The sequence below is a fragment of the Psychrobacter sp. NZS113 genome (assembly GCF_015864825.1).
Taxonomy (GTDB): domain Bacteria; phylum Pseudomonadota; class Gammaproteobacteria; order Pseudomonadales; family Moraxellaceae; genus Psychrobacter.
This window is the reverse complement of record NZ_JADYWL010000005.1, coordinates 121,493-135,297: the sequence shown is the minus strand read 5'-3', so window position 1 is coordinate 135,297 and position 13,805 is coordinate 121,493. Positions and strand designations below refer to the sequence as shown.

Sequence of the window (13,805 nt, the reverse complement as noted above, 5' to 3'; positions counted from 1 at the left end):
ATCATGGCGACTGAATTTAAAAAAAATCATGCACAGGTCTGCGAGTCTTGGAGATTACTGGGCGCAGTAAACCGTGCAACCTATCTACAGGCAGCCATTCCAAAGCTGGCGCTGCTAACTGGCGATGCCAACAAAGCCAAGCGCTTATTCAATCATCTATTGAGTGCAGCACCTAGCTTGGATGAGATGCATCGTATGGTTGGTGCCACTGGCGAGTCAAACGACTTGTACGTCACTGGCCGTGGTAAGACGATGGTTGTGGGCGGTGAGTCTGCCCGTGCAATGGCCGTACTAGGGCAGCTGGTTGCAGCACTATTGACAGGCAATGAAGTCATACTGCATTGCCCAAGCCAAGATGAGATGTGCGTCGAGGCGGCAAAAGTGCTTTATGAAACGGGCATTAGCGAAGATGTATTGAGCGTTGCTAACGATTCGCAGACCATTACCTTGTTACATATCGATCGTCTTGCACAAGTGGCAGTGTCTGGTAGCCGAGCTGATGCACAGACAATCAGCCAAGAGCTGGCTAATACTGATGGTATTTTGACTCAAGTCATTAGCGTAACTGATATGGAAGGCTTGTCAGAGATGTTAACGCCTGATTATCTGCATCGTTTTGTCACTGAGCGTGTTAAAACAATCAATACCACCGCTATCGGTGGTAATGCGAGCTTACTTGAGCTTGGTACATAAGACGAATGAAATGTGTTAGGTAGCAAGACGCTACTTAGCATCGTTTTAATAACGGTTAATGTTTATTTTTAAGGGCCTAAAAGCTCTTGGAAATAGGCATTAACCGTTTTTTTGTGACTGCTTTTCAAGTATTTCATATTTCAGATGATGACTACTTAAAATCTTATAATCAATATTTTAGCGCTTGTCGGCAAACAACAGTAGTGCTATTATCATAAAACCTGACCAAATGGTCATCTTTCAAAGTGATGTTATTACCAACATCAAATTGTTTAGACCAAAATTATTAACGAGGGCCGACACCTGCTACTAGGGACTGTTAGTAAACTTAAAAATATATGAATCAAGGAAGGTTGATAGTGCCTAACTCTGTAGAGTCTCAGAAAAACAGTGAGTTGATGTATCAGCTCAATGACAATCCTAGCTTTTGGCCAGCAAGCTTCGCGGCTTTACAACATCTATTGGCCAGTATCGTTGCTATTGTTACACCTACTTTGATTGTCGCTGGGACTTTAGGATTGGGTGAGTATGTCCCTTATTTGATTAGCTGTGCTCTCATATCCTCTGGCATTGGCACTTATATTCAATGTAAAAAAATAGGCCCTGTAGGTGCGGGTATGTTAAGTTTGCAAGGGACCAGCTTTGCTTTTTTGACAGCGATTATCTCTGCTGGCTTGATTGTAAAAGGGCGTGGTGGTTCACCAGAAGATATTTTGGCCACTATCTTTGGGGTTAGTTTTTGCGCCGCCTTTGTCGAAGTTGTACTAAGTCGTTTTATTCATAAATTAAAAAGAATATTTACGCCTGTTGTCACTGGTACTATTATTATTCTTATTGGTGTTCCATTGATCGAAGTAGCCATGACTGATATTGCAGGTGGCTTTGGTGCCGAAGATTTTGGTAGCTTACAGAACCTGTTTTTGGGTATGGTTGTACTGGTATCAGTGATTGCCTTTAACCGCTCAAAAAATCCCTTGTTAAGACTTTCCTCGATTGTCATTGCTTTAGTACTAGGTATGTTAGCTGCCTTTTTTATGGGCAGGTTGGATTTTTCTTCATTGAGCAATGTTGGGTTAGTGACGGTTCCTATTCCCTTTAGATTTGGTTTTCAATTTGATATTGCTGCCTTTATTCCATTAGCTATTTTGTACTGTGTAAGCGCTCTTGAGACGACAGGCGATCTAACGGCGAATGCAGTAGTGTCCAAAGAGCCTGTCACAGGACCTGTCTACCTCAATCGTATTCAGGGTGGGGTATTGGCAGATGGTGTGAACTCTATGATTGCTGCGACTTTAAACAGTATGCCATCGACGACCTTTAGCCAAAATAATGGCGTTATAGCACTTACCGGAGTCGCCAGCCGTCATGTCGGGATTTATATTGCGGCTCTTATGATTATTATTGGGATGTTCCCGATCTTTGGCGCGCTATTGCAAACCATGCCTCAGCCAGTACTAGGCGGTGCAACGCTAGTAATGTTTGGCACAGTAGCAGTGGCAGGTATCAAGGTATTGTCGACTGCCAAGCTCGACCGCCGTGATATGTTGATTGTCGCGACCTCTGTCGGAATGGGTATTGGTGTGTCTATGGTGCCTGAGGTGTTATCACACGTGCCCGAATTGATACGTAACGTGCTGATATCACCTGTAGCAATCGGTGCTATCACAGCCATTACATTGAGTTTGTTTTTACCAGTGGATACTCAAGACGCTGATATATAATAAAAATATAGTCAATCCATTATAAAAGAGCTACAGCGTTAACCTCGCTTGAAGTAACACAGTTACATCTGTACTCAGTTGCCTTGACTCTCTTTTAAAATGAATCAACTATATAGCCAAAAAGCATTATTAGATGTCATTATTGTTTATTAAATATAGATTGATTATTTTGAGCAATTTAGTAGATATTTATGTTGGTGGCTTATCTGAGCTGCCTAATTTTATAAAGCCCAATTTATTAGCCGAGTATTGCTATGATTAGTTTCTATCTGAACGGAAAGCACCATGAGATAACCCACCTCAATCCAAATACCACGGTACTTGAGTATTTACGCTTGCACGAACGACAGACCGATACCAAAGAGGGCTGTGGTAGTGGTGACTGCGGTGCCTGTACCATCATGGCGCAACGATTGGCTATAGATGATAGCGAACGTTCTAATACGCCTTTTTATACTCTAAACTCCTGCATTACTTTGCTGTCACTGATGGATGGTCATCATCTAATGACAGCGGCTTATCTCGCGGACAATCCTGAGCATCATCCAGACCGCGCCTCATTGCACCCAGCACAACAAGCGATGGTTGACTGTCATGGTTCGCAGTGTGGCTTTTGTACGCCTGGTTTTGTGATGTCGCTTGCCAGCGTTTATGAAAACCATCGTCTGCAAAAAGTGCAGGATGCGACGATAGATGAGCTAAGCTATGATGATATTGTCGCTTCAATATCGGGAAATCTGTGTCGCTGTACGGGTTATCGTCCAATTATCGAAGCTGGTCTGGCCATGGGTAATATTGGTCAGCAGCGCGACGAAGCGCAGACAGCAGCGAAAGATCTCACGATAGCGCTAGCTACCGATGCAATGGCAACTAGCAAAGCGTCTGTTCCAACGAAGGATAATGCTATCGAACCTGCATTGACGCAAGACTCGCGGCAATTATTTATGCCCCAGTCAATTGATGCGCTGAATCAAGTACTAGCGGCCAATCCGAAGGCGACTATTTGGGCAGGCGGTACTGATCTAGGTCTAAGTGTGACGCAGCATTTGGTTGATCATGAAGTGATTGTGCAGCTCTCTGCGATTGATGAGCTAAAGACTTGGTCAGTGGCTGATGCCAATGCGCTATCAGATGATAAGCAAAATGTAGCGTCAGCATCTACAAAATCACTGATACTTGGCGCTGGTATGAGCTATAAGAAAATGCTGCCTGTGCTTGAGCAGTATTTTCCTACATTTGCTGCGCTATTTGAACGTATTGCTTCACCACAAATTCGGAATATGGGTACTATCGGTGGCAATATTGCTAATGCCTCACCGATTGGCGATTTACCACCGATTCTGTTGGCATTAGATGCGCAGGTTCATTTACGTCATTGTGATATGGCTAATCGTGCTGACGAGTATCAGGCATCTTACACTGATGAAACGATACCTTTATCAGCATTCTTTTTAGATTATAAAAAAACCAAGCTACGAGCAGGTAGCTATGTGGTCGCTATTCACATACCACTTCTGCAAGACAATCAATATCTATACATTTATAAAATTAGTAAGCGTTATGAAGATGATATTTCTGCCTGTCTGCTTGCAGCGAGACTGGACGTCTCAGCAGATGGTATGACCATTGAAGATGCCAAATTTGGGCTGGGTGGTATGGCGGCCATCCCTCTGTTAGCGACAAAATCTCAGCAAGCACTGATCGGACAACCTTTGACGGTAGCTAGTTTTGAGACGGCGGCACAGATGCTACCAATGGATGTATCACCAATGACAGATGTGAGAGCCAGTCGAGAGTATCGTATGCATGTGGTGCAACGACTGCTCACTAAGTGCGGTAAGCAATTAATAGCAGAGCTGCAAACGATAAGCGCTTGATAGAGACAGTGACTATCTAAAGTGGCTAAAGTGGCTCTAAACTTCCTTTGCCCCAAATATAGATATTTATAACCGTTGTGATTTTGCGACAGTGCTTTTGACAATAATATTATTAAGTTTAGCGTCTGACTTAACTTTCAATAGAGCCGTTCGTAACATAGCTTTTATCATACCGTCAAAACGCTAGAAGCCGAACATACAGGTTTGACCAAAAATATAAGAGAGTCCCATCATGAGCCATCATTCTTCATTATTTGACAGCTACAGTATTCGTCGTGTACGTCCACCTAAAAACAAAATCGGTACTGGCGCAAAGCATGATAGTGCGATCAGTCATGTGATGGGCACTGCCACTTATGTCGATGATATGCTAAAGCCTCAAGGCACTTTGCATTTAGCCATCGGCAAAAGCACTCATGCACATGCACGCATATTGAGCATGGATCTGGACATGGTGAAAGCAGCCGATGGGGTGATAGATGTGATTACCTTTGAGGACATACCGGCTAAAACTGATATCGGGCCTGTCTTTGATGGTGATCCACTGATGGTGGATAAAGTCACAGAATATGTGGGTCAGACACTGTTTGTCGTCGTTGCTACCAGTCATCGGGCGGCCAAAAAAGCCACGCTCAAAGCAATTATAGAATACGAGCCATTACCAGCAATATTGACTATTGAAGACGCATTAAATCAAGAGCAGTTTGTGCGTCCTAGCCATTTCATGACGCGCGGGGATGCTCAAGTAGCACTTGAATCTGCGTCTACTCGTATTGCAGGCCATATTCATATGCTTGGGCAAGAGCATTTTTATCTCGAAGGTCAGGTGTCATATGTGGTGCCTTGTGATGATGGTGGTCTGGAGGTTTACACTTCCTCGCAGCATCCTAGCGAAGTACAGCAGCTCGTCGCTGAAGTAGTCGATCTGCCTTTTCATGCAGTGACTACCGTCGTACGTCGAATGGGTGGTGGTTTTGGTGGTAAAGAAACGCAAGCCGCTGCTTGGGCTTGTCTGTGCGGTATCGTGGCCAAACGCCATAATGTGCCAGTGAGTATGCGTCTAGACCGTCAGGATGACATGGTCGTAACAGGTAAGCGCCACGAGTTTGCCAACCGATATGATGTTGGTGTCAATGATGCAGGACAAATAATTGGCGTAGATATGCAATTATCAGGACTGTGTGGTTATTCGCCTGATTTGTCTGATGCTATCGTCGATCGTGCGATGTTCCATTGTGATAATGCCTACTACTATCCAGCGGCACAGATAGCAGGTCATCGCTGTAAGACACACACCGTATCTAACACGGCATATCGAGGTTTTGGTGGTCCGCAAGGGTTATTAACGGCTGAGTATATGATGGATCATATCGCCTATACTTTAGGGAAAGATCCGCTACAAGTACGATTAACGAACTTATATAAAGATGGTCAGAGCACCCATTATGGACAGCCGATTGAGCATTTTGATTTGGCCGTGATTATGAAATCACTGGCTGATGACAACGGGTACGATAAACGTCGTCAGCAGGTTACAGAGGTCAATCAAAAAGCAGAAGCAGAGGGCAGTGATAAGCGCTTAGGTCTTGCATTGACGCCTGTCAAATTCGGTATCTCGTTTACCGTACAGCATTTGAATCAAGCAGGAGCATTGGTACATATCTATACCGACGGTACTATCCAGATCAATCATGGTGGTACTGAGATGGGGCAAGGGTTATATGTAAAGATTGCCCAAATTGTTGCCAATGAATTCGATGTAGATTTAGATACTGTAAAAGTAACGGCGACACGTACGGATAAAGTGCCGAACACCTCACCAACAGCAGCTTCATCGGGTACAGATATCAACGGTAAAGCGGCACAAAATGCTTGTATTACCATTAAAGAGCGCTTGGTTGAGTTTGCTGCTGAGCATTTCAAAGTCGTTGCAGAGGACATTAGGTTTGAGAATAATCATGTCTATATTGCCGATAAAGCCACGCTTACTTTTGCTGAATTAACATTGTTGGCTTACCAGCATCGTATTAGTTTGTCTTCGACTGGCTATTATAAAACGCCAAAGATTTTTTATGATCGCTCAAAAGCATGGGGTCGTCCATTCTTCTACTTTGCCTTGGGTGCATCGTGTTCAGAAGTTGAGATTGATATCTTAACGGGTGAGTATAAAGTACTGCGCTGCGATATCTTGCATGATGTTGGTCAATCCATTAATCCAGATATTGATATTGGTCAGATCGAAGGTGGCTTCGTTCAAGGGATGGGCTGGCTGACGGCGGAAGAGTTGATTTGGGATAAGACTGGTAAACTCGCCTCCAACAGCGCGGCGAATTATAAAATTCCAACGGCTCATGACTTACCCAAGCAGTGGAGTGTAAAACTGTTCGATCGCAAGAATGAAGAGCAGACTATTTATAATTCTAAAGCGGTGGGTGAGCCACCATTTATGTTGGCTGCCAGCGTTTGGTGTGCGATTAACAATGCAGTCGCAAGCTTAGGAGATTATAAGAAAAATCCAGAGCTGACCATGCCAGCCACGCCAGAAGCCGTACTAAAATCTGTGATGCGCATGCAAGGCCAAGCATGGGAGGTTGCTGATAAAGCAGATACAGACACTATTGAGAGCTTAACATCAGCTGTTGATAATCACGGTATCGATGATGATCGAGTACAGCCGCAGCAAGTATCTCATGGCAAAAATATCAATCCGACAGAGACTGAAGGTCAGCTATTCGACGATCAGCCCGAGGCGATAAAAGATCCAAATGTATCAACGGCTAGAGGTCCTGCGCACGGTGAGTAATACATTAGTGTCACAGACGTCATCGCTATCATCAATGCAACCTTCTATACCAACATCCATGCGTTGGTATGATGGGCTGGCAAAATATCAGCAGCGGGGTGTCGCGCATGTTTTGGCCACTGTCGTTGCTGTCAATGGTTCAGCACCTCGAGAGTTGCAATCTAAAATGATTGTCACGCTTGATGATTGCTGTGACACGTTGGGCGGCGGTAGTCTCGAGCATGATGTGACGATAACCGCTAGGAAGCTACTCAAAGGTGAGTTAGATACAGATGACTCAAAAAGCTCCAAACCGTTAAGAGAAGGTAAGTCTGAAAAAGCCCAAACAGTACGCCGTGACGCTGTTTATACCAAGCATTACCCATTGGGCGCCAAGTTAGCGCAATGCTGCGGTGGTAGTGTCACGGTTATGTTTGAATGCTTTAATGTGACACCGCCCATGTCGTTATTGGTTTTTGGGGCAGGGCATGTCGCAGCGGCATTAATGACCATACTTGCCGATTTACCTTGTCAGGTGGATTGGGTGGATAGCCGTGCTGAAATGTTCGAGCGTTATGTGACGCAGGATGCTGATGCTATAGATGACCAAGTTACTTATCAATTGCCTGCGCATATTCGTCCACATATCGAGGAAGACCCTGTGGACTTTGTACGCCCATTCATTGCAAACAGCCGCCGGAATGCAGCAGCCAACAAAGGGTCTCAGTACTTTATATTAGTCATGACTCATGATCATAGTCTTGATTTTGACTTGGTGCGTGCTGCATTGGATGCTTCTATAGATATAAATGCCGATGCTGATGCAGTCAATACCGACGATAGCGAATTACAATCTATGCCTTATCTTGGTTGTATCAGCTCAAAAACCAAAGAAAATCGTTTTAGAACTCGTTTGCTTCAGCGCGGCTATAGTGAGCAAGCAATTGCCAAGCTAACCATGCCAATAGGACTTGAGATTGGTGGCAAAGAGCCTATGGCCGTTGCGGTATCTATCGCTGCTCAAGTTTTGCAGCTTTATCATCGTGCATAAATGTTATAGGTCATAACTGATATTGACCCAAAAAATTTGCATTATTGTTCAACTTTCTATTATTCAGACATTACTTCCGTCTTTTATCTTTGTACGCCATAACGATATATAGGCTGCACTCAGTCACTTTGTGTTCAAAATATGCTCGTCATGTTTGAGTGTTTAACACGGCCTAATCTTGTGCCAAAGTGCTGATCCATTAATGTGAGATTTTTTATGGCCATACATATTTATCAAGCTCAATTACTGCATTATCTTACCGAAGATGACCTTGCTATCCGATCAAAAGAATTGGAGGCTGCGGCAAAAGATTCAGACAATGTCCAGTATCTAAATACCATAGAGCTGGATAGCAGTATCTCATTATTACCTGTCATCGCAGGCGTGAACGTCTATCCTGAGTATATTGCAGACGGTGCACTCGTGGTCGATGATGCAACAGGTCTAGTTGTGGATTACGGTAATTGTGCATCAATGATGTTGAAGTATGGCAACGAGAGCGAGCATGAAAGTAAAGCACCAGTACAGGTTCATAATTGTAAGCACAATCTCATCATGCCAGGTTTTATCGATACTCATGTGCATTACCCGCAGATAGACATGATTGCTGCTTTTGGAGAGCAGTTGCTTGATTGGCTCAATAATTATACTTTTGTCACCGAGGCAAATTTTGGTAATCCAAAAGTTGCCCATGATACCGCGCGATTCTTTTTAAACCAGTTGTTGGCCAACGGTACGACGAGTGCATTGGTGTTTTCGACCAGTCATCCGCAATCGGTAGAGGCTTTCTTTACTGAAAGTATTCGACTGAACACACGCATGATTACTGGTAATGTTCTCATGGACCAAAATGCGCCTGAAAACCTGTGTGTGCCTACTGAGCAGGGCATCCGAGATACACAAAATATCATTGATAAATGGCATGAGCGTGGACGTCAACATGTGGCCATCACTCCAAGGTTTGCAATTACATCGACGCCAAAACAATTGCAAATGACGGGTGAGCTATACCGTAGCTACGATAGTGTTTATTTGCAAACGCATCTGGCCGAAAACCTTGATGAAGTGGCTTTTGTACGTGAGCTTTATCCCAATCACAAAGGCTATCTAGATGTTTATCATGATATGGGTTTACTGGGCAGACGAACCACACTGGCACATGGTATTTACCTCGAAACCTCAGAGTACGAAGTCTTACGTGATACGGGAACTCAAATAGCGCACTGTCCAACTTCTAACTTGTTTTTGGGTAGTGGTCTGTTCGATTTGTCCAAAACCTTGAGTTATACCGGCGTGAGTATCGCGACTGATGTGGGGGCAGGTACTAGCTTATCGATGCTGACTACTTTATCAGAAGCTTATAAGGTTCAGCAATTACAGAAGAAATCACTATCAGCCCATCAAGGGTTGTACCAGATTACGTTGGGTAATGCGCAGTCGCTATTGTTGGATGACAAGATTGGTAATTTCATGCCAAACAAAGAAGCGGATTTTGTCGTGATAAATATGGGCGGTACGGAGTTGCTTGAGCGGCGCATGACGCAGACCAAGTCACTTGAAGAGCAGTTGTTCGTGTTGATGATGCTAGGCGATGATAGAGTGATTGAGCAGACCGTTATCGCTGGCGTGAGTCGCTATAAAAGATCTACTATTTTATAGGATAAGGGTTTGTAGAATAAGTGATGAAAATATGGTGTTGTTTAACACAGTATAGCGCTTCAAACGACAGCGTTTAAATGCTCATATTTGAATGGCACCCAGTGTCTATTTTACTAAAGTTACTCTGTAAATAGACACTGAGCATGTTTCGCTATGAAGCCTGTTTAATATTTAGTCCGCTACTATAGTCAATCCTCTATAAAAGAGTGACAGCGTTAACCTCACTTGAGGTATCACATATACATCTGCGCTCGGTTGCCTTGACTCTCTTTTAAACTGAATCAACTATATCGCTAGCACATTATTCAGGATAATCAATCCAAACCCAGCCATTTTCTAACCATTCACTCAATTCATCTGGATCAATATCCGCGACATCTTGACTTGTTAAATGCTCGCCACTGGCCAAGCGTATCAATACCGCTGCTGCTGCATCATCCAGACCATCAATACGTTGACCATTCGCATATAGCAGGACGCCATCATTAGTGTGGCTGTAGATCAAGCGGTTGTTATAGTCTGCTTGCAGTGTTGCGCCTTCAGCCAAAGCTTGCATCAGCTCGTCTGTATCCAAAGTTTCTTCTGGTACGAGTGCATCATACTGACGCTTGCTAACCACTTCAGATACTGCTTGGCGAATCATGTCATCACCACGATCAGATTGTAGCATTTGCAACAGTTGGTTTTTGATCGCTTGGATACTGTCAGCTTGTAGCTCACCTGATGCTTGTAGCGCTTGTGGCAGTAGCATCGGTATAAATAAATCGCTGTCGTTGGTTGCGATATCAGCCATATTATCGATGATTTGCATCAAGTTTGGGCGACGACAGCCAAAAGAAAACGTCAAACAGTCATCTTGTGCAACGCCAAAGTGCGATAATTTAGGTGGTACGTACAGTACATCGCCAGCTTCTAATATCTCATCAAATATAATCTCGCCCATATCGTCAAAAATTCTGATTGGCTCATCGGCGACGAACTCTGTGCTTTTATCACAGAATTTGCCTAGCTGCCAACGGCGATGACCGTAACCTTGTGCCAAAAATACATCATAATCATCATAGTGTTTGCCCACTGAACCGCCTTTTGGCGCATACGAGACCATAATATCATCGCGCTGCCACTGAGGTATAAAGTCAAAAGCTTGCCACAGTTGACCAAGCTCAGGTGACCATTGCTCTAAATTCTGTACGAGCGCCGTCCATTGCTCAGGCAAGTTATCAAAATCAGCTTCAGTCAGCGGGCTTTTTTTGAGTTGCCACTGTGCTTGGCCTTCGGTCTTGGTTGCAGACTGAGTCAGTAGGCGCGCTGATGCCTCTTCTTCTAGGGCTAAGCCTAGCATGTCATCAGGTTCAAACATACCGACCAGTTGCGGCAAGCCTTGTTTGATAAGTAGTGGTTTTTTTTGCCAGTATTCTGCTAGGAATTGCTCAGCAGTGATAGAAGCTGGTAAACATAAAGGTATAGAAGTCATTGGTGAATCCGTGTCTTTAGATAAGTATAAGAATAATTAAGTATAAGAATAATAGTGATGATTGCTTTATAGGAAGGGTTTAATAGTTTATGATTATCACCTATCTGATGGCTAATAATGATTAACTATCAGAGCATACAATCAATGGTAGAAAATTTATGAAAAAGTTACATTTTATTGTCATTATCGCCAGTGTTTTCTTACTGCAAGGCTGTATACACAAGCTTGTGACAGTACCTGCAAAAATCGCTTATAAAACCACTAAAGGCGTAGTAAAAGGTACAGTTGCAGTGGGTAAAGCCGTCATACCGGGCGATAGTGACGACGACAAAGACGACTAATTTATTGTTCGGCTGTTGTTTCCGGCTACTTGATCACGTTGATCGCATTGATAACAGCGCTATCGTGACGAGTTTGAAATAGAGTAATCACCGCAGCAATTAGCCCACCGAGTAGTGCTAATGCCATGTCTTTGTGGGCATCCCAAACATCACCTTGCTGACCATTATAAGCTTCTGCTGCTTCTGGCGATAAGGTGGTTGCAATTCCCCATTCTAATAGCTCATATAGCAGACTTGACGACATATTAATCATGAGCGCAATCGCTATCAAAAGTTTGATGGATGATATCTTAAAGATAAATTTTGAGCTCTCAACCATCGCACTGAATAGCAAAAGCCCATAGCTAAAATGTACGAGCCTGTCATACATATTCCGCTGCCAACCAAACAAATCGTTTAAGCTGACGCCAAATACAAGCTGTGTCCAATCATCATAGGGCACATATGAGTATAGATAACGTGCACCGATAATATGAATGAACAGAAATAGTGAAGCGAGAATATAGGAGCGTGAGCTAATATGCCAATAGCGGTAGGCTAGTAGCATCAACCCTAAAAAAATCAAGGTACCCAACTGATGTAGTAGGTAGCTTGACCATTCTAGAGGCTCAATACTTGCTAGCACCATTACGATGAATACCGCAATGGTACTGACGAGCACAGATTTAAAATTTCGCTGCATTTTGCCCGCTTATTTTTTGCTAGCTATTAATAGCAGCCAATTAAAGCTTGGCAATCCAATCTTTAATGGTAAGGGCTTGCTCAGTGGCATTACCAATATAAGTCGCTGGTGTCATGTCACGTAGGCGTGCTTTATCAGCATCGCTCACGGCAGACAATTCATCACTTTCAACAAACGTTAGCATGGCTTCGCGAGTCATGGCGTTACCACGGGTCAATGCTTTAAGCTTCTCATATGGGTTTTCCACGCGGTAGCGACGCATGACGGTTTGAATCGGCTCAGCCAATACTTCTTGTGCATTGTTCAAATCATCATTCAAACGCTGCGCATTCAATTCAAGTTTACCAACGCCTTTTAAGCAAGCGTCAAAAGCAATCATGCTTTGTGCCAAGCCAACACCGATATTACGCAATACGGTAGAATCTGACAAATCACGCTGCATACGTGAGATAGGCAGTTTTTCGCCCAAATGTGCCAGCATCGCATTCGCAACGCCCAAGTTACCTTCTGAGTTTTCAAAGTCGATTGGGTTGACTTTATGCGGCATAGTAGAAGAACCAACTTCGCCGTCTTTTAGACGCTGTTTGAAATAGCCTAAGCTAATATATTGCCAAATATCACGGTTAAAATCGATCAAGATAGTATTGAAGCGTTTGACAGCATCAAATAGCTCAGCGATATAATCATGTGGCTCAATCTGAGTGGTGTAAGGGTTAAACGTTAGCTCAAGACGCTCATTGATGAAGGTTTCGGCATGTGATTGCCAATCTACATCAGGATAGGCTGAAAAATGAGCGTTATAGTTACCAACTGCGCCATTGATTTTACCCAATAGTTCAACTTGACCAATTTGTTTGATTTGGCGGGCTAGGCGATAGGCCACGTTTGCCATTTCTTTACCAAGGGTCGTTGGGCTGGCTGTCTGACCATGTGTACGCGACAACATAGGTTGCTCAGCATGAGTAATGGCCAAATCAACGATGCTATCGGTCACTTGCTGCATTTTAGCAACCACAATCTCGCGGCTGTCTTTGAGCATCAAAGCATAAGATAAGTTGTTGATGTCTTCGCTGGTACAAGCAAAGTGGATGAATTCTAGTGAATCAATGAGTGCGTCCTGACCACGGAATTTGTCTTTGATAAAGTATTCAACGGCTTTTACATCGTGATTGGTTGTGGCTTCGATGTCTTTGATGGCTTGTGCATCTGCTTCACTAAAGTCATCAACGATAGCATTTAAAAAAGCATTCGTTGCCTCATCAAATGCTGCCAACTCGCCGATAGCACTATTATCAGCCAATGACTGCAACCAACGAATCTCAACGGTGACGCGAGCTTTGATTAGACCGAATTCAGATAAATAAGGACGTAAACTGTCGGCTTTAGACGCGTAGCGACCATCGATTGGAGAAAGGGCTGTCAAGGCAGAAAAAGAGGTGGTCATAATGATCCTTTAGTGGTTATTGGAAGTAAATATTATTAAAACAACGTAAAATTTGGCGAAGTGATATTATTAAGTAAAGTA

10 protein-coding genes are annotated in these 13,805 nt (G+C 43.6%); 7 read left to right on the top strand and 3 right to left on the bottom strand.

The window, feature by feature from the left end:
- Nucleotides 1-3: 3 nt before the first annotated feature.
- From I6E61_RS09045 to guaD, 6 genes are all read left to right on the top strand, one after another.
- On the top strand, nt 4-693 hold the full coding sequence (locus tag I6E61_RS09045) for a 1-pyrroline-5-carboxylate dehydrogenase (RefSeq protein ID WP_197133488.1): 690 nt from the start codon (nt 4-6) through the stop codon (nt 691-693).
- A gap of 359 nt (nt 694-1,052) precedes the next feature.
- Nucleotides 1,053-2,414: a nucleobase:cation symporter-2 family protein gene (locus tag I6E61_RS09040; protein ID WP_320158583.1), complete on the top strand. Its 1,362-nt coding sequence runs from the start codon at nt 1,053-1,055 to the stop codon at nt 2,412-2,414.
- A gap of 254 nt (nt 2,415-2,668) precedes the next feature.
- Nucleotides 2,669-4,291: a xanthine dehydrogenase small subunit gene (gene xdhA, locus I6E61_RS09035; protein ID WP_197133482.1), complete on the top strand. Its 1,623-nt coding sequence runs from the start codon at nt 2,669-2,671 to the stop codon at nt 4,289-4,291.
- 232 nt (nt 4,292-4,523) lie between these two features.
- The gene (gene xdhB, locus I6E61_RS09030; RefSeq protein ID WP_197133479.1) at nt 4,524-7,094 is read left to right on the top strand and encodes a xanthine dehydrogenase molybdopterin binding subunit; all 2,571 of its coding nucleotides are present in this window, start codon (nt 4,524-4,526) and stop codon (nt 7,092-7,094) included.
- Nucleotides 7,087-8,124, top strand: coding sequence for a xanthine dehydrogenase accessory protein XdhC (gene xdhC / locus I6E61_RS09025; RefSeq protein ID WP_320158582.1), 1,038 nt, complete (start codon nt 7,087-7,089; stop codon nt 8,122-8,124). The genes xdhB and xdhC overlap by 8 nt, the downstream gene beginning before the upstream one ends.
- A gap of 216 nt (nt 8,125-8,340) precedes the next feature.
- Nucleotides 8,341-9,783, top strand: coding sequence for a guanine deaminase (gene guaD, locus I6E61_RS09020; protein WP_197133476.1), 1,443 nt, complete (start codon nt 8,341-8,343; stop codon nt 9,781-9,783).
- A gap of 301 nt (nt 9,784-10,084) precedes the next feature.
- On the opposite strand, the gene I6E61_RS09015 is transcribed toward guaD, so the two are convergent.
- Nucleotides 10,085-11,257: a cupin domain-containing protein gene (locus tag I6E61_RS09015; RefSeq protein WP_197133474.1), complete on the bottom strand. Its 1,173-nt coding sequence runs from the start codon at nt 11,255-11,257 to the stop codon at nt 10,085-10,087.
- A 158-nt stretch (nt 11,258-11,415) separates the two neighbouring features.
- On the opposite strand from I6E61_RS09015, the gene I6E61_RS09010 reads away from it, so the two are divergent.
- Nucleotides 11,416-11,598, top strand: coding sequence for an NF038104 family lipoprotein (locus tag I6E61_RS09010; RefSeq protein WP_197133471.1), 183 nt, complete (start codon nt 11,416-11,418; stop codon nt 11,596-11,598).
- A gap of 25 nt (nt 11,599-11,623) precedes the next feature.
- On the opposite strand, the gene I6E61_RS09005 is transcribed toward I6E61_RS09010, so the two are convergent.
- Entirely contained in the window at nt 11,624-12,280 is a 657-nt protein-coding gene (locus I6E61_RS09005; protein ID WP_197133469.1) for a DUF2238 domain-containing protein, read from the bottom strand.
- Nucleotides 12,281-12,320: 40 nt separating this feature from the next.
- On the bottom strand, nt 12,321-13,724 hold the full coding sequence (gene purB / locus I6E61_RS09000) for an adenylosuccinate lyase (protein WP_197133466.1): 1,404 nt from the start codon (nt 13,722-13,724) through the stop codon (nt 12,321-12,323).
- Between the last annotated feature and the right edge of the window lie 81 nt (nt 13,725-13,805).